The sequence below is a fragment of the Anaerotruncus massiliensis (ex Togo et al. 2026) genome (assembly GCF_030825285.1).
GTDB classification, from domain to species: Bacteria; Bacillota; Clostridia; order Oscillospirales; family Ruminococcaceae; genus Anaerotruncus; species Anaerotruncus massiliensis.
Genome location: NZ_JAPJQF010000021.1, coordinates 1 through 16,082, shown reverse-complemented (window position 1 = coordinate 16,082; position 16,082 = coordinate 1). Strand labels below are relative to the sequence as shown.

Here is a 16,082-nt window from a genome sequence, read left to right as displayed (position 1 = left end):
GTCTCCTCTCTGCCAGACGTTAAATATCCAGGTTCTGCACGTATTTCGCGTTCTGTTCGATAAAGTCTCTGCGCGGGCCGACCTTGTCGCCCATCAGGATGGTGAAAATCTCGTCCGCCTTGACCGCGTCCTCCATCTGGACCCGGATCATCGTGCGGTTTTCGGGATTCATCGTCGTCTCCCACAGCTGCTCGGGGTCCATCTCGCCGAGGCCCTTGTAGCGCTGGACGTCGCATTTGCCGTTGCCGTCGGGGCAGAGCTCCCGGATATAGTCGTCCCGCTCCTTGTCCGAAAAGGCGTAGCGCACCTGCTTGCCGCGGCTGATCTTGAAGAGCGGGGGCTGCGCGATGCAGACGTGCCCCTCCTCGATCAGCGGGCGCATGTAGCGGAAGAAGAAGGTGAGCAGCAGCGTCCGGATATGGGAGCCGTCGACGTCCGCATCGGCCATGATGATGATCTTGCCGTAGCGGAGCTTTTCGAGGTCGAACTCCTCGCCGATGCCGGTGCCCAACGCGGTGACGATCGGCATGAGCTTGTCGTTGCCGTAGACCTTGTCGAGCCGGGCCTTCTCCACGTTGAGCATCTTGCCCCATAGGGGCAGGATCGCCTGGAATTTGCGGTCGCGGCCCATCTTGGCCGAGCCGCCCGCCGAGTCTCCCTCGACGATGTAGATCTCGGTGCCGTCGCGCCCCCGCTGGGAGCAGTCGGCCAGCTTTCCGGGCAGCGACGCGGTCTCGAGCACCGATTTGCGGCGGGCGACCTCGCGCGCCCTGCGCGCGGCCTCGCGCGCCCGGGAGGCGCCCAGCGATTTATCGATGATCGTGCGGGCGACCGTCGGATTTTCCTCGAAATAGGTGGTCAGCTTGTCGTAGACGAGGGTGTCCACCAGGGTGCGCGCCGCCGTGTTGCCGAGCTTTGCCTTGGTCTGGCCCTCGAACTGCGCGTCGGTCAGCTTGACCGAGATGATCGCGGTCAGCCCCTCGCGCACGTCCTCTCCCTTGAGGTTTTCGTCGTTGTCCTTAAGGATGTTGTAGCGGCGGGCGTAGTCGTTGATCACGCGGGTGAGCGCCGCCTTGAACCCGACCTCGTGCGCGCCGCCGTCCGTCGTGTGGATGTTGTTCGCAAAGGAGAGCAGCAGCTCGGTGTAGCTGTCGTTGTACTGCAGCGCCACCTCGGCGGTGTTGTCCCCCTCCCGCGCCGCGAGGTAGATGACCTCGTCGTGCAGGGACTCGACGCCCTTCTGCTGGTGGATGTGTTCGACGAAGCTGCGGATGCCGCCCTCGTAGTGGAGGTGCTCCTCCACCGTCTCGGTCCCCCGCTGGTCGCGCAGGACGATGTAGACCCCCGCGTTGAGGAACGCCTGCTCGCGCAGCCGGCGCAGCAGGGTGTCGTAGTCGTAAAGAACCTCCTCAAAGATCTCCGGGTCGGCCCGGAAGGCGACCTGGGTGCCCTTCTGGTCGGTGTCGCCGGTGATTGCGAGCGGCGCGCACTCCTTGCCGCGCTCGAACCGCTGGTAGTAGCGGTGCTCGCCGTCGCACACCTCGACCTCGAGCCACTCGGACAGGGCGTTGACGACCGAGGCGCCCACGCCGTGCAGGCCGCCCGACACCTTGTAGCCGCTGCCGCCGAACTTGCCGCCCGCGTGCAGGATGGTGAAGACGACGGTGACGGCGGGAAGGCCGGTCTGGCTCTGGGTGCCGACGGGGATGCCGCGGCCGTTGTCCGAGACCTTGATGATCTCGCCGGGAAGCAGGTCCACCTCGATCATCGAGCAATAGCCCGCGAGCGCCTCGTCGATCGAGTTGTCGACAATCTCATAGACCAGGTGGTGCAGGCCGCGCGGCCCCGTCGACCCGATATACATGCCGGGCCGCTTGCGTACCGCCTCCAGCCCCTCGAGCACCTGGATCTGCGAGGAGTCGTAATTTGCTTCCTCGGTCGGGATTCCCGCCGGGTTGTTGTCCACTGTATCCAACTGTAACCGCTCCTTTCGGCCCCGTGCGGGCCTTTGTGTCCGCCCGTCCGGGCGATAATATCCGGTAAAGCCGTTTCCGGCCTGTTATCCGTGTTCGATGTTCGCCAGCCCGTCCACGAAGCCCGCCCGCTTTTTGAGGGTCGCGGAGGAGATCTGCGTGATGTAGACCTTCGGGTCGCGGCGGCCCCTGCCGCAGATGACAAAAGATTTCGGAAGCTCGTAGGAGACGTTCACGACGAGCCCGCCCTTTTCCGACCTGGCGAGAAATTCCTTGGTGATCTTTGAGATCGAGGTGTTCTCCAGATCGAAGATGCCGATGATCTCGTCGGTGCGCACCACCGTGTCCTGTCCGAGATGCAGGTACATATTCCCCGCCCCTTTACTCGTATTTCCTGGTCGTGAGGACGCGCCCGCCCTCCAGTTTGACGCTGACGCCGCTCGTCAGGTGCTTGAAGTCCGCCCGGTCGCAGCAGGTCATGATGAGCTGCCGCCCGCTGAGATGGTTGAGCAGGTAGTCGCGGCGCGCCGCGTCCAGCTCGCTCATCACGTCGTCGAGCAGGACGACGGGATATTCGCCGATCGTCTCCCGGATGATTTCGCACTCGGCCATCTTGAGGGCGAGCACGCAGGAGCGCTGCTGCCCCTGCGACCCGAACACCCGCGCGCTGTTGCCGTCGAGGGTGACCGCGATGTCGTCCCGGTGGGGGCCGAGCCCGGTCACCCGGCTGCGGATGTCCTCCCCCCGGTGGGCGCGCAGGTCCTCAAGCACCTGCTCCTCGATCTCGGGGATGGAGCGCGCCGTGTCGCACCGGAGCGACGACTGGTATTCCAGCCCGAGCGCCTCCTTTTCCCCGGAAATACCCGCGTAGGTCTCCCGCGCGAAGGGGGAGAGGCGGTCGAGGAAGGAGGCGCGCGTCTTGATCAGCACCGCCGCGAAGGAGGCCAGCCGCGCGTCCCAGACGTCCAGCGTGTCGAAGAGACTCGTCTCATAGGAAATGTCCTTGAGCAGGCGGTTGCGCTGGTCTAGCACGCGGGTGTACTGGTTCAGGATGTGGATATACTTGGGCTTGATCTGGCAGATCGACGTGTCGATGAACTTGCGCTTTTCGAGCGGTCCGTTTTTGATGAGGGAGAGGTGGGTGGGCGAAAAGACCACCGCGCAGAAATGCCCCGCCAGCTCGGCGGCGGATTTGAGCGGGATCTCGTTGAGCGCCGCGCCGCGCCGCCCCTCGATGGTCACACGGGCATGCTGGTCGCGGCCGGCGGCGAAAAATTCCATCTCCAGCCCGGCCTGCGGCGCGCCGAAGCGGACGAGCTGCCCGTCCTTCGCGCCCCGGAAGCTCTTGGCCCCCGTGAAAAGCCACACGGCCTCGACAAAATTGGTCTTGCCCTGCCCGTTGTCCCCGTAGACGACGTTGGCGCCGTCCGAAAGCTCCAGCTCGAGCGAGGCGATATTACGGAAATCGCTGATCCGGATGCGGTTGATCTTCACCTGCTACACAACCTCGATTTCGGAATCTCCGGCGGTTACGACGTCGCCGGGGAAGATCTTTTTGCCCCGCATGGTGCATGTTTCCCCGTTGACCGCCACCTTCCCGGCGGCGACGAGCTCCTTGGCCCGCCCGCCGGTTTCGGCCGCGCCGGCAAATTTAAGCAGCGCGTCCAGCTTGATAAAGGGGGGCCTGATCGTGATCTTCATACGCGTTTCACCCTTCCCCCGGTCATTCCGACTTGAGCCGCACCGGCAGCACGAGGAAGGTAAAGCTGTCCCCCTCGAGCGGAACCAGCTTGATCGGGGAGAGCGCCCCGTTGATGAGCAGCTGGATCTCGTCACATTCGCTCGCCTTGAGCGCGTCGAGCATGTAGCGGCTGTTGAAGCCGATCTCCACGTCGTCGCCCGTCTGCTGACAGGTGATCTCGTCGTACGCCTTGCCGATCGCGGTCGAACAGGAGATCTTGATCACGCCGCCCTCGAATTTGAGCCGCAGGGGGCTTTTAATATTGTCCGAAATGAGCAGGGAGGCGCGGTCGATGGCGGCGATCAGCTCGCGCGTGCTGATCTTGACGGTCGTCTGCCCGCCCGCGGGGATGGCCGCCCGGTAATCGAGGAATTCTCCCTCCAACAGCCTGGATATTACATTATAACTCCCGGCCTTGAAGATAATATGTCGTTTTGAGACGGCGATCTCAATGTCGCCCTCCTCGTCCCTGAGGAGCTTTGCCACCTCGGAAAGGGATTTGCCGGGGACGATGAAGGAGAAATCGCTGTCAAACGCGACCTTCTCCCGCCGCAGGGCGAGGCGGTAGCCGTCGACCGAGACGACGTTCAGCTCCCCGCCCTTGATGTCGAAGAGGGAGCCGGTGTGAACCGGCTTGCTGTCGCTCACCGCCACCGCGAAGAGGGTCTGGTTGATCATGTTCTTGAGCGCCGCCTGCGGCAGGCTGATCTCGGTGGTCTGGTTGACCGCCGGCAGCTCGGGGTATTCCGACGCCGGGATGCCGAGGATGGTATACTCGGTGAGGGAGCCCTTGATCAGCGTCAGCATCTTTTCGTCCGAGGTGATGCTGATCGTCTCGCTGGGCATCCGGCGGATCATGTCGAGGAAGATCCGCGCGGAGAGGACGATCTCGCCCGGCGCGAGAACCTTCGCCTCGATCGCCGTGGAGATCGCGAGCTCGAGGTCGTAGCCGGTCAGGTAGAGCCGCCCGTCCTGCGCGCGCAGCAGCACGCCTTCGAGCGCCGCGAGGGTGTTTTTCGCGGAGACCGCGCGGGAGACGTTGCCCACTGCTTCCACGAGAAGCTGTTTGTCACAGATGACGTTCATCAAAGCACCTCCTAGATGATAGAAGAATCCGCGGTGGGTTTTTCCACAGCGGAAAAAGGATTCTGATTTGGATAGAGAGAGTAAAAGAAAAATAGCCGTAGTAGTAGGGGGCGCGCAAAAGTGGAGACGCCCCGGAAAGGCGGAGCACCGGCTGGTTCGCGGGCGGCCGGCCGCGAGAAGAACCGGGGAAGCGATTGGTGGAAAAGGGCATTCCCGTCCGCCGTTTCCACGCCGCTGTGGAAAAGTGGGGCGGAAAGTAGAGAAAATGTGGAAAACTTTGTGGAAATCGTGGAAGGTCTCAAAAATCTTCCACGGGATTTGGCAGATGTGGAGAGTGGAAAGTGGAAAAAATCAGCTGTCGCGGATATTCTTGACGATATCCTCGATCGTTTCCTTGTAGCGCAGGTCGTTGGCCATGTTCTTTTCGACCTGCTGGATCGCGTAGACGATCGTGCTGTGGTCGCGCCCGCCGAACTCCTCGCCGATGGTGGACATCGACATCTGGGTGATCTCGCGCACGATGTAGATGGAGATCTGCCGCGCGGAGGAGATCTGGGCGCTGCGCTTGTTGGAGCGGATGTCCTGCGGCGAGATGCCGTAGGTGCGGCCGACCTCCGAGATGATCCGCTCGACCGTGACGGGCACCGGCTGGTTGTCGTTGAGGATGTCGCGGATCGCGTTCTGCGCGATGACGATCGACGGGTTGGTGCCCTGCAGGAGCTTATAGGCCTTGAGCTTCTTGACGGCGCCTTCGAGCTGGCGGATGTTCGTCTTGAGGCGGTTGGCGATGTACTCGGCCACGTCGTCGGGGATCTGGATGTCCAGCAGCTGCGCCTTGCGGCGGATGATCGCGATGCGCGTCTCATAGTCGGGCGCCTGGATGTCCGCGAGCAGCCCCCACTCAAAGCGGGTGCGGAGCCTGTCCTCCAGCGTCTTGATCTCCTTGGGGGGCCGGTCGGACGCGAGGACGATCTGCTTGCCCGCCTCGTAGAGGGTATTGAAGGTGTGGAAGAACTCCTCCTGCGTGCTCTCCTTGCCGCCGATGAACTGGATGTCGTCGACGAGCAGCACGTCCGCCTTGCGGTACCGCTCGCGGAAGGCGGCGGTGTTCTGGTCGCGGATGGCGGTGATGATGTCGTTGGCGAACTCGTCGCCCTTGACGTAGATGATGTTGCAGTCGGGCTTGTTTTTGCGGATCTCGGTGCAGATCGCGTGGAGCAGGTGGGTCTTGCCCAGCCCGGAGCCGCCGTAGATGAAGAGGGGGTTGTAGGCGTTGGCGGGGTTGGCCGCGACGGCAAGCGAGGCCGCGTGCGCGAACTTGTTGGAGGAGCCGACGATGAAGGTGTCGAAGGTGTAGTCGTACTCCCCGCCGCTCACCGAGCTGTCCGCGTCGGCGGGCAGCGGCTCGACGGAAGAGGCCTGTCCCGCCGAGGGGCCGTCGCAGGAGACGTCGATGCCGACCTCGAAGCCGAGAACTTCCTCGAAGGCGGTCTGGAGGATGGCGGTGTACTTCTCCTTGACGATGTTCATCTTGAACTCGGAGTTTACCTTTAAATAAGCGGTCGACTCCACGAGCCGGACCGGGACGATGTCCTTGAGCCAGAGGTTGAAGGCCACGTCGGAGATTTTCCCTTTGCAGTGGTCGAGCACGAGCGGGAATAGGTCGGCGAATGATTCCATGGGAACAGCTCCTTTGGTGAGTGTGGAGAACCGGTGCAAACCGGTCCGGGACTGTGTGAAAAAGGAGAAATTCCACCGTTTTTCAACAGAACCTGTAACTTTTTAATCATACCACAAAACGGGCGTTCTTTCAAGTATTCCACATACGGCAGAATCTACATATTTATATAGTAGTGGGGGCGCGTTTTCCGTCGCCGCGAAACTGCCGCAGCCGAGGGAATTCGGCAAATACGGGGCCATGCCTTGACAAACCGCCGCAAAGTGCGGTATAATGCTTATCTGCAAGGTAAAAAAGAATTCCCCGCGCTCGCGGCCTGCCGCCGCGGGCGCAGGATATGGAATCGACCGCAGGAGAGGAGGGTTGACAATGATTCGGACCTATCAGCCGAAAAAGCTCCAGAGGAAAAAAGAACACGGTTTCCGCAAACGTATGGCGACCAAGAACGGCCGCAAGGTGCTTGCCCGCAGAAGGGCGAAGGGCAGGGCTCGCCTGACCCACTGATCCCGGTCTGTTCCCCGCGCCTCGCGCGGGGCGGCGGGACGCCTTTCCCGGTAAAGCCCCTTTCGCGGCGCTGCGATGTTTGCATCGGAAAATAGACGGCCACAGCTCGCGTTGTGGTCTTTATTTTTATCAGGCGGCAGCGCGGCTGAGGGGTCCCGCCGCATGTTTGGAGGAACACCCATGCTCCACACCGAAACCCTGACGCTCAACAAGGAATTCCGCAGAGCCTACTATCGGGGCCGTGCCTTTACCACTCCCGTAGTTGTGGTCTACGTCCTCAAAAACCACAAAGGCATCAACCGCATCGGGCTGACCGCTACCAAGAAGATCGGCAAGGCGGTCAGGCGCAACCGCGCGCGGCGGGTCCTCAAGGAGGCCTACCGCCTGCTGGAACCGCAGTTCCCCGTCGGGAACGACTACGTCTTTGTCGCCCGCACCAAAACGGTTTTCGCCTCCACGCAGGAGGTCATGCGGGCAATGCGGTCGGTCATCGAAAAGCTGGGCAAAAAATCATGAAACGCCTGCTGCTCTTCCTGATCAGGCTCTACCGGCGGCTGCTTTCCCCGCTCAAGGGAAGGCCCACCTGCCGCTTCTATCCGACCTGTTCGGCCTATGCCTACACCGCCGTCGAGCGCTTCGGCGCGCTGCGCGGCGGCTATCTCGCGCTGAGGCGGATTCTAAAGTGCCATCCGTTTCACCCGGGCGGGATCGATCCTGTCCCCGAGACCTTTTCATTTCGAAATCAAAAAGAGAGGAACTAGAATAGATGGCTTGGCTATATTCCATATTCGGTTACCCGCTCGGCTGGGTAATGTGGGCCTGCTTCAAGGTGATCCCCATCTACGGCGTCGCCCTTCTGCTCTTTACCATCATCGTGCGCGCCTGCCTGGTCCCGCTTTCGATCAAGCAGCAAAAGTCGATGGTGAAGATGCAGATCTTCAAGCCCCGCATGGATGAGATCCAGAAGAAGTACGCGAACAACAAGGAAAAAATGAATGAAGAGATGATGAAGCTCTACCAGGAGGAGAACTACAACCCGATGTCGGGCTGTCTCCCCATGGCGATCCAGATGCCCATCCTCTTCGGTCTTTACGACGTCATCCAGCGCCCGCTGACCCACCTGCTCCGGGTGGCCGGCCCGACCATCGAGAGCGCGACCGAGATCGCGGCGGGGCTCTTAAACAACGCGAACCTCGCCAAGGACTACTCCCGTCAGATCCGCATCATCGACGCGGTCAACCAGAACCCCGACGCCTTTTCCGGCCTGGGGGATTTTGTGCAGAAGGTGCAGTCGCTCGATCTGTCCATCGGCCCCATCGACCTGACCCAGCAGCCGACCTTCGCGCTCAACATCCTGCTGCTCATCCCGATCCTCTCCTTCCTGACCTCCGTGCTCGTCTCGTGGGTCTCGATGCGCCAGTCCGCGGCCGCCGCGGGCGACAACGCCGCCGCGGCCGGCATGTCCAAGGGCATGATGCTCATGATGCCGCTGATGTCCGCGTGGATCTCCTTTGTGGTGCCCGCCGGACTGGGCGTCTACTGGGTCATCTCCAACCTGCTCATGGCGCTCCAGACCTTCCTGCTCAACCGGTATATGAACCCGGCCAAGCTGGCCGCGAAGGCTCAGGCGGAGTATGAGGCCAAAAAGGAGGCCGACCGCCAGGCCAAGATCGAGGCCAAAAAGCGCGCGCGTGAACGCGGCGAAAAGGACATCGACACCGCCCTCTCCCAAAAGGAGATCAACCGCATCAAGCTGGCTGAGGCCAGGAAGCGCGACGCCGAAAAATACGGCGAAGTCTACAAGGAAGTTACCGACGACGACCTGAAGGCGTAAACAGGACTTGCCGCCCGCAACCGCGCGGCAACCATCACGGAGGTGTAAACAAGCCATGCGTGAAGTCATTAAGGAAGCGCGCAGCGTCGAGGAGGCCCTCGACCTCGCCTGCCAGGAATTGGGCGTCGAGCGCGACGCGATCGATTTTGAGATCGTTACCCTGCCCAAGCGCGGCTTTTTGGGCCTGCGCAACACCCCTGCCAAGGTGCGTGTATTCATTGAGGAGCCCGAGGCCCCCGCGCCCAGGAGGCGGGAAGAGCGCCCTGAGAAAAAGGAAAATACTGGAAAACAGCAGCGGCAGGAGCCCCGCCGGGAGCCGAAAAAACAGGAGCCCCGCGTGGAAAAGCCCGCCCCCAAAGCGGAGGCGAAGCCGGAGCAGGCCGCCGAGCCGAAACCGGAAAGCAAGCCCGAGCCCGCCGAGCCGCAGCCGCCGCTGGAGTTTGTGGCCGCGGACACGGTCGAGGGCAAGGCGCGCACCGCCGCCGACTATGTCAAGTCGGTGCTGGCTGAGATGGGCGTCGCGGCGGAGATCTCCGTGGCGTTTACCGATAACGGCATCGTCATGCGGCTGTCGGGCGAGGGGCTGGGCGTCATCATCGGACGCCGCGGCGAGACGCTCGACGCGCTGCAATACCTCTCCGGGCTGGTCGCCAACCGCCAGGAGGGCGACTACATGCGCGTGACGATCGATTCGGGCAACTACCGCGAAAAGCGGGAGCGCACGCTGCAGCAGCTTGCGCGCAAGCTCTCCGCCTCCGCGGTCCGCTATGGGAGGCCGTCGACCCTCGAGCCGATGAACCCCTATGAGCGCCGCATCATCCATTCGACCGTTTCGGGGATCGAAGGCGTGACCTCCTCCTCCATCGGGGAGGAGCCCAACCGCCGCGTGGTCATTTCCCCGACCAACCCGCGCCCGCAGCAGCGGGGCGGAAAAGGCCGCGGCCCGCGTCCGGGCGGCGCCGGCGGAAGCCGACCGCCCCGCAGGGACGGACGGCCCGGCGAGGGACGTCCGCGTGACGACAGGCCCCGCGACGACAGGCCGAGGGACGACCGCCCGCGCGACGACCGCCGCGGAGGGGACAGGCCCCCCCGCAGGGACGGGTTCCGCAGCGACCGCGGCCCGCGCCGGGACGGCGCGCCCCGTGAGAGCGTCAAGCCGACCCCGACCGATGTGGACCGCGAGTACATGAAGGAGCTTGAGCGGGAGCCCGAGCACTATGTGAAGCCGGATTCCTCCGAGCAGGCCGCGCAGCCGCGCAGCGAACCCGCGCGCCCCGCCGCCCGCGTTGAAGAGGATCTGCCGCTCTACGGCAAGATCGACCTGTAACACCGATTCTGACTGCGAGGAGGTTTCACATGAAACCTCCTCGCTTGCACGTTCCGACCATTTTCAGGACGGCCGCGGGCCGGGAGGAGACAGGATGCAGAGCATGGATACGATCGCGGCGGTCGCGACGCCGCTGGGGACCGGCGGGATCGGCGTGGTGCGCCTGTCCGGCCCCGAGGCCGCGGCGGTCGCGGACCGGGTGGTCCGGCTGGCCGGGGAAAAGACCGTGGCCGGGATGAAAGGGTATACCTGCGCCTATGGGCGGGCGGGCGACGCGGACGGGGAGATCGACGAAGCGGTCGTCACCCTCTTTCGCGCGCCGAGGAGCTTCACGGGGGAGGAGGTCGTCGAGATCGCCGTCCACGGCGGCGTCTACCTCGTCAACCGTCTTTTGCGCGCCTGCGTCGCGGCGGGCGCGCGTCCCGCGCTCGCGGGGGAGTTTACCCGGCGCGCCTTTTTGAACGGCAAGCTCGACCTGACGCAGGCGGAGGCGGTCGCCGACCTCATTTCCGCCGAGGGGCGGCAGGCGGCGCGCGCCGCGCTGAGCGCGCGGGACGGGGCGCTCTACCGCCGGGCCGAAGCCGTGGCGGACGCCCTCACCGGCTACGCCGCCCACCTGGCCGCGTGGATCGACTATCCAGAGGAGGAGATCGCCGAGGTGGACCCGGCCGAGCTGGGCGGGGGACTGCGCCGCTGTGAGGGCGACCTGGCGGGGCTGCTCGGCACCTACGACACAGGGAGGATCATCCGGGAGGGGATCTCCGCCGCGATCGTCGGGCGGCCGAACGTGGGCAAGTCAACCCTGATGAACCTGCTCGCGGGGCACGCCCGGAGCATCGTCACCGAGATTGCGGGGACAACGCGGGACATCGTGAGCGACACGATCCGTTTGGGGGAGATCGTGCTGCGCCTGTCGGATACGGCGGGCATCCGCGGCACCGACGACCCGGTGGAACGCGCGGGGGTGGACCTCGCGGTCGGGGAGCTTGCGCGGGCGCAGCTCGTGCTGGCGGTCTTCGACGGCTCGGACGCGCTCGATGAAAACGACCTGCGCGTGATCCGCTGCTGCAAGGACGCGGTCTGCATCGCCCTCGTGAACAAAAACGACCTGCCCCAGCGGCTGGATATGGAGGTCATCCGGGAGAATTTCGCGCATGTTGTGACGCTCTCGGCCAAGTCGGCGGAGGGCGCGGACGCGCTGAAAAAAAAGATTGAGGAGCTCTTTCTGCTTGAGCGTTTCGACCCTTCGGCGGCGGTGGTCGCCAACGAGCGCCAGCGCGCCGCCGTGGCGGACGCGCTGGCGGAGGTGCGCGAGGCGGCGGACGCGCTGGAAGCGGGCGTCTCCTACGACGCGGTGTGCGTCTGCATCGAGCGCGCGGTGGACGCGCTGCTCACGTTGACGGGCAGGCGCGCAACGCAGGAGGTCGTCGACCAGGTTTTTTCCCGCTTCTGCGTCGGAAAATGAATCATTTTTCGTATCCGCGTCCTCAAACCAAACTTTTCGTCCACCTTTTTGAAAAGGTGGCGGGTGAGCCGCCGGACGAGGTCCGGCGGCGAGGGCGGAGCCCTCACTTGGGCCCGCAGGCCCTGCTTCAGGCGCATTTTGGGGGTTTGGGGGCCTTTTGCAAGAGAAAAGGCCCCCCATGGCGCGCCCGCGGGCGCGCCTTCCCCGCGCTGGGCAAAGACGAGGAGGCCGTGGGGCGGTTCCCCGGCGGGAAACCGCCCCACGGCAAACGCCCCTTTTTCTCTTGTAAAAAGGGGCCGAAAAATACGCCTGAAGGATGGGGCGTTCCGCGCCTGCGGGCGCGGCAAGGGCGGGCTTTTGAAAAAGCCCCCCTTGACCCCGAAAACTTTCGCGATAGAAGAGTCCGAATTTTAAGGGAAGGGAGGGGTTTCAATGGAATACCGGGCAGGCGGCTATGATGTCGCCGTGATCGGCGCGGGACACGCGGGCATCGAGGCCGCGCTCGCAGCCGCGCGGCTTGGCGCGCGCACTGTGCTCTTTACCATGTCCCTCGACGCGATCGGCAACATGCCCTGCAACCCCTCGATCGGCGGCACTGCGAAGGGGCACCTCGTCCGGGAGATCGACGCGCTCGGCGGCGAAATGGCTAAGGCCGCCGATGCCACTTTTATCCAGTCCCGGATGCTAAACCGCGGCAAGGGCCCGGCGGTCCACAGCCTGCGCGCGCAGGCCGACCGCAAGCAGTATCACCTCTATATGAAGCGCGTGCTCGAATACCAGGAAAACCTCGACCTCAAGCAGGCCGAGATCGTCGAGATCCGCGCGGAGAACGGCCGCGTGTCCGCCGTCGTCACCGCGCTGGGCGCGGTCTACGGGGTGAAGGCCGCCGTGCTCTGCACCGGCACCTACCTGCGCGGCAAAATCTTTGTGGGGGAGTACGCCGCTGAGAGCGGACCGGACGGGATGCATGCGGCGGGCCCGCTCTCCGATTCCCTGCGGGCGCTCGGCCTCCCGCTCCGCCGCTTCAAGACCGGCACCCCCGCGCGGGTTGACCGCCGTTCGATCGACTTTTCCAAGACTCAGCCGCAGGAGGGGGACGACCCGATCACCCCCTTCTCCTTTGAGACCGACCCGGCGGGCCTCCAAAACCGCGCGGTCTGCTACATGGCCTACACGAACGGGCGCACCCATGCCGTCATCCGCCAAAATCTCCACCGTTCCCCCCTCTATGGTGGAATGATCGAGGGGATCGGGCCGCGCTACTGCCCGAGCATCGAGGACAAGGTCGTCCGCTTTGCCGACAAGACCCGCCATCAGCTTTTCATCGAGCCGATGGGGCTGGATACCAACGAGATGTATTTGCAGGGGATGTCTTCGTCGCTGCCCGAGGAGGTGCAGGTCGCGCTCTACCGCACGATCGACGGCTTTGAAAAGATACAGATCATGCGCAACGCCTATGCGATCGAGTACGACTGCATCGATCCGACCTGCCTTTGCGCGTCGCTCGAATGCAAAGCGGTCGGCGGGCTCTTCGGCGCGGGGCAGTTCAACGGCACCTCCGGATATGAGGAGGCCGCCGCGCAGGGCCTGGTGGCCGGCGTGAACGCCGCCCGCCAGACCCAGGGGAAGGAGCCGCTGATCCTCGACCGCGCGAGCTCCTATATCGGCACGCTGATTGACGACCTCGTGATCAAGGGCTGCAACGACCCCTACCGCATGATGACCTCCCGCTCGGAATACCGGCTGCTGCTGCGGCAGGACAACGCCGACGCGCGCCTGACCCCCACCGGGCATGAGCTCGGCCTCATCGGGGAGGAGCGCTGGCGGCGGTTCCGGGAGAAGCAGACGCTGATCGAAGGGGAGATCGCGCGGCTGCGGAAAACGTCCGCCGCGCCCTCGGAGGAACTGAACGGCCTGCTTGTTTCACGTGAAACGGCGCCGATCACCCTTTCGGTACGGCTCGCGGAGCTGCTGCGCCGCCCGCAGGTCGGCTACGCCGACCTCGCGCCCTTCGACCCGGAGCGTCCGGAGCTTCCGCGCGACGTGTGGGAGGAAGCGGAGATCACGATCAAATATGAGGGATACATCAAAAAGCAGCTCGCCCAGGTGGAGCAGATGCGTCGGCTGGAAAACCGCGCGCTGCCCGCCGACATCGATTACCGCGGGATCGGCGGGCTGCGGCTGGAGGCGGCGGAGAAGCTCGGGAAGATCCGCCCCGTCAACATTGGGCAGGCGTCGCGCATCAGCGGGGTGAGCCCCGCTGATATCTCGGTGCTGCTGATCTGGCTGGAACAGCGCAGGGGAGGGAAGACATGATTGACAAAAGGATGCTCGCGGAGTATGCGGCCGCGCTCGGGCTTCCGCTCGGGGAGGCCGAGCTGGAGCGGTTCGACCGGTACGCGGAGCTGCTCGTCGAGTGGAACGAAAGGATGAACCTCACGGCGATCACCGAGCCGGGGGAGATCGTCGTCAAGCATTTTGTGGACAGCCTGACCCTGCTCAGGGCGTTCACACCCCCCGTGGGAGCGACCCTGGTCGACGTGGGGACCGGCGCGGGCTTTCCGTCGGTGCCGGTGAAGATCGTGCGGCCCGACCTGCGGGTCACGCTGCTTGACAGCCTGAATAAACGGCTGGTTTTTCTGCGGGAACTGTCCGGTGCGCTCGGGCAGGAGGAAAACGTTTGTGTCCATGCGCGCGCCGAGGAGGCGGGCAGGCAGCCCGGCCACCGGGAGCAATATGCGTTCGCGACCGCGCGGGCGGTGGCGCACCTGCGGGAGCTGAGCGAATACTGCCTGCCGCTGGTGCGGGTAGGCGGCATGTTCGCGGCGCTCAAGGGGGGCGACGTGGACATGGAGCTGGAGGAATCCCGCAGGGCGGTGGAGCTTCTGGGCGGGAAAATCGACCGGATCGAACGGCTGGTTCTGCCGGATGGAAGCCGCAGGACGATTGTCTGCGTCAAGAAAATATCGCAGACCTCGACAAAATATCCACGTCCGCACGCGAAAATGGCAAAAAATCCGCTGGCCTGATGTCCCAGGCTGGCGGATTTTGCTTTTTTCTGCGACCGAAATTTCTGGAAATCAGGAATATTTCATGGTACCATCTAGTCAAGGACAAACGGAAGGACGTGAAATGCCATGAAGTTTTCAAAACAGCGCACGGTCAACCGGGTCGTCCTGCTGGATGTCAACGAGATCACCTCGAGCCCCTACCAGCCGCGCAGGCAGTTTGATCCCAAGGGCATGAAGGAACTGGCCGACAGCATCTCCCAAAGCGGATTGCTCCAGCCGATCACGGTGCGCCGCACCGAAACGGGGTACGAGCTCATCGCGGGGGAGCGCCGGCTGATGGCCTGCCGGATGCTCCATCTGGACAAGATTCCCGCCATCGTCGAACAGTTCGACGACGAAAAATCCGCCGTATTTTCCCTGGTGGAAAACCTCCAGCGCAAGGACCTCAACTATTTTGAAGAGGCGGTGGGCATCCAACAGCTGATGCAGCGGTGCGAAATGACCCAGCAGCAGGTAGCGGAACGGCTGGGCAAGGCGCAGTCGACCGTCGCCAACAAGCTGCGCCTGCTGACCTTCAGCGAACCGCTCCGCCGCCGGATGCTCGACGCGGGCCTGACCGAACGCCACGCACGCGCTCTGCTCAAGCTCCCGGATGAGATCACCGTCGCGGCGGCTTTGGAGCATATCGTGCGGGAGCGCCTAAACGTGGGGGAGACCGAGCGGTATGTGGACGCGCTTCTCGAGCCTGTCGAAGAGCAGGAAGAGCCGCGCAGGGCCACCCGTCTCTTTATCGTGAAGGACCTGCGCGTCTTTATGAACACGATCTCCAAAGCGGTCTCCACCATGAAACTGGCGGGCATCGACATCAACACCACCAAGGTCGAGGATGAGGAATACATCTGCTATACCATGCGGATTCCAAAAAAGAGCGCTTACCGGACGCACAGCGCCTAATTTTCTCCGACGCCAACCACCGCTTGGACGGGCCGCGTTAACAGCGCGCGGAAGCCGTCCCGGGGCTTGGTCAAATAAATACACGTTTCCCTGCAAAGAAACCGCCGCAAGGCGGTTTCTTTGCGTCGCGCAGACCGCGCGCTCCGATTGCGGCGATAAGGCGGCGCGACACGCGGAAAGCCGCCGCAAAGCGGTTCCTTTGCGTCGCGGAAGTTTTGGGTTTGCCGCACCCTGAGCGGCGGAGGTTGTCGGTGGCCGGCCGACGACGGGCTTGGATTTTCCGCTCAGTGAGCGGTGGAGCTTGTCGGTAGTCGACCGACGGCGGGCTTAGATGTGCCGCTCATGAAGCGGCAGAGCTGCCGGGTCCCGCCCCGGCAGGCGGCCCTATTTCTTGGCCGCCCAAGAAATAGGGGAAAGAAACCGCAGGGGGCTGCGCCCCCTTGACCCCCGCGCCGCCTCCGGTTGGCCTTCGGCCAAAGTCGGCGGCGCCCTGCCACGGATCAATGGGC

Annotated in this window: 15 protein-coding genes; 9 read left to right on the top strand and 6 right to left on the bottom strand. The window is 63.8% G+C overall.

Annotated elements, in window-relative coordinates; translation table 11 throughout:
* Nucleotides 1-19: 19 nt before the first annotated feature.
* The 6 genes from gyrB to dnaA all read right to left on the bottom strand — a co-directional run bounded on the left by gyrB (nt 20) and on the right by dnaA (nt 6,480).
* Nucleotides 20-1,966, bottom strand: coding sequence for a DNA topoisomerase (ATP-hydrolyzing) subunit B (gene gyrB, locus RCI06_RS08160; protein ID WP_373690850.1), 1,947 nt, complete (start codon nt 1,964-1,966; stop codon nt 20-22).
* A gap of 93 nt (nt 1,967-2,059) precedes the next feature.
* Nucleotides 2,060-2,341: an extracellular matrix regulator RemB gene (gene remB, locus RCI06_RS08155; protein ID WP_101553132.1), complete on the bottom strand. Its 282-nt coding sequence runs from the start codon at nt 2,339-2,341 to the stop codon at nt 2,060-2,062.
* 13 nt (nt 2,342-2,354) lie between these two features.
* Nucleotides 2,355-3,467: a DNA replication/repair protein RecF gene (recF, locus tag RCI06_RS08150; RefSeq protein ID WP_101553133.1), complete on the bottom strand. Its 1,113-nt coding sequence runs from the start codon at nt 3,465-3,467 to the stop codon at nt 2,355-2,357.
* Nucleotides 3,468-3,470: 3 nt separating this feature from the next.
* On the bottom strand, nt 3,471-3,674 hold the full coding sequence (locus RCI06_RS08145; RefSeq protein WP_306575487.1) for an RNA-binding S4 domain-containing protein: 204 nt from the start codon (nt 3,672-3,674) through the stop codon (nt 3,471-3,473).
* A gap of 22 nt (nt 3,675-3,696) precedes the next feature.
* Nucleotides 3,697-4,800, bottom strand: a complete 1,104-nt coding sequence (gene dnaN / locus RCI06_RS08140; RefSeq protein WP_121586257.1) for a DNA polymerase III subunit beta — start codon at nt 4,798-4,800, stop codon at nt 3,697-3,699.
* Between the two features lie 351 nt (nt 4,801-5,151).
* A complete protein-coding gene (gene dnaA, locus RCI06_RS08135) occupies nt 5,152-6,480 on the bottom strand; it encodes a chromosomal replication initiator protein DnaA (RefSeq protein ID WP_101553136.1) in 1,329 nt (442 codons plus the stop codon).
* 367 nt (nt 6,481-6,847) lie between these two features.
* Here dnaA and rpmH point away from each other — a divergent pair, with 367 nt between their 5' ends.
* The 9 genes from rpmH to RCI06_RS08090 all read left to right on the top strand — a co-directional run bounded on the left by rpmH (nt 6,848) and on the right by RCI06_RS08090 (nt 15,573).
* Nucleotides 6,848-6,982, top strand: coding sequence for a 50S ribosomal protein L34 (gene rpmH / locus RCI06_RS08130; RefSeq protein ID WP_101553137.1), 135 nt, complete (start codon nt 6,848-6,850; stop codon nt 6,980-6,982).
* A gap of 180 nt (nt 6,983-7,162) precedes the next feature.
* Entirely contained in the window at nt 7,163-7,498 is a 336-nt protein-coding gene (gene rnpA, locus RCI06_RS08125; protein WP_101553138.1) for a ribonuclease P protein component, read from the top strand.
* Complete coding sequence (yidD, locus tag RCI06_RS08120; protein WP_101553139.1) at nt 7,492-7,743, top strand: membrane protein insertion efficiency factor YidD; 252 nt, start codon at nt 7,492-7,494, stop codon at nt 7,741-7,743. The genes rnpA and yidD overlap by 7 nt, the downstream gene beginning before the upstream one ends.
* Before the next feature lie 5 nt (nt 7,744-7,748).
* On the top strand, nt 7,749-8,816 hold the full coding sequence (yidC, locus tag RCI06_RS08115; RefSeq protein ID WP_101553140.1) for a membrane protein insertase YidC: 1,068 nt from the start codon (nt 7,749-7,751) through the stop codon (nt 8,814-8,816).
* A 55-nt stretch (nt 8,817-8,871) separates the two neighbouring features.
* Nucleotides 8,872-10,143, top strand: coding sequence for an RNA-binding cell elongation regulator Jag/EloR (gene jag / locus RCI06_RS08110; protein ID WP_306575483.1), 1,272 nt, complete (start codon nt 8,872-8,874; stop codon nt 10,141-10,143).
* 94 nt (nt 10,144-10,237) lie between these two features.
* Nucleotides 10,238-11,608, top strand: coding sequence for a tRNA uridine-5-carboxymethylaminomethyl(34) synthesis GTPase MnmE (gene mnmE, locus RCI06_RS08105; protein ID WP_306575480.1), 1,371 nt, complete (start codon nt 10,238-10,240; stop codon nt 11,606-11,608).
* A gap of 432 nt (nt 11,609-12,040) precedes the next feature.
* Nucleotides 12,041-13,924: a tRNA uridine-5-carboxymethylaminomethyl(34) synthesis enzyme MnmG gene (mnmG, locus tag RCI06_RS08100; RefSeq protein WP_306575477.1), complete on the top strand. Its 1,884-nt coding sequence runs from the start codon at nt 12,041-12,043 to the stop codon at nt 13,922-13,924.
* Nucleotides 13,921-14,637 carry a 16S rRNA (guanine(527)-N(7))-methyltransferase RsmG gene (rsmG, locus tag RCI06_RS08095; protein ID WP_306575474.1) on the top strand — a complete coding sequence of 239 codons (717 nt, stop codon included), beginning with the start codon at nt 13,921-13,923 and terminating at the stop codon, nt 14,635-14,637. The genes mnmG and rsmG overlap by 4 nt, the downstream gene beginning before the upstream one ends.
* A gap of 108 nt (nt 14,638-14,745) precedes the next feature.
* Nucleotides 14,746-15,573, top strand: a complete 828-nt coding sequence (locus tag RCI06_RS08090; protein ID WP_101553145.1) for a ParB/RepB/Spo0J family partition protein — start codon at nt 14,746-14,748, stop codon at nt 15,571-15,573.
* Nucleotides 15,574-16,082 lie beyond the last annotated feature (509 nt).

Coding starts and splice junctions, on each gene's coding strand:
- mnmG (WP_306575477.1), top strand. CDS start 12,041: ATGGAATACCGGGCAGGCGGCTATGATGTCGCCGTGATCGGCGCGGGA.
- remB (WP_101553132.1), bottom strand. CDS start 2,341: ATGTACCTGCATCTCGGACAGGACACGGTGGTGCGCACCGACGAGATC.
- RCI06_RS08090 (WP_101553145.1), top strand. CDS start 14,746: ATGAAGTTTTCAAAACAGCGCACGGTCAACCGGGTCGTCCTGCTGGAT.
- mnmE (WP_306575480.1), top strand. CDS start 10,238: ATGCAGAGCATGGATACGATCGCGGCGGTCGCGACGCCGCTGGGGACC.
- rsmG (WP_306575474.1), top strand. CDS start 13,921: ATGATTGACAAAAGGATGCTCGCGGAGTATGCGGCCGCGCTCGGGCTT.
- yidC (WP_101553140.1), top strand. CDS start 7,749: ATGGCTTGGCTATATTCCATATTCGGTTACCCGCTCGGCTGGGTAATG.
- dnaN (WP_121586257.1), bottom strand. CDS start 4,800: ATGAACGTCATCTGTGACAAACAGCTTCTCGTGGAAGCAGTGGGCAAC.
- rnpA (WP_101553138.1), top strand. CDS start 7,163: ATGCTCCACACCGAAACCCTGACGCTCAACAAGGAATTCCGCAGAGCC.
- RCI06_RS08145 (WP_306575487.1), bottom strand. CDS start 3,674: ATGAAGATCACGATCAGGCCCCCCTTTATCAAGCTGGACGCGCTGCTT.
- rpmH (WP_101553137.1), top strand. CDS start 6,848: ATGATTCGGACCTATCAGCCGAAAAAGCTCCAGAGGAAAAAAGAACAC.
- jag (WP_306575483.1), top strand. CDS start 8,872: ATGCGTGAAGTCATTAAGGAAGCGCGCAGCGTCGAGGAGGCCCTCGAC.
- dnaA (WP_101553136.1), bottom strand. CDS start 6,480: ATGGAATCATTCGCCGACCTATTCCCGCTCGTGCTCGACCACTGCAAA.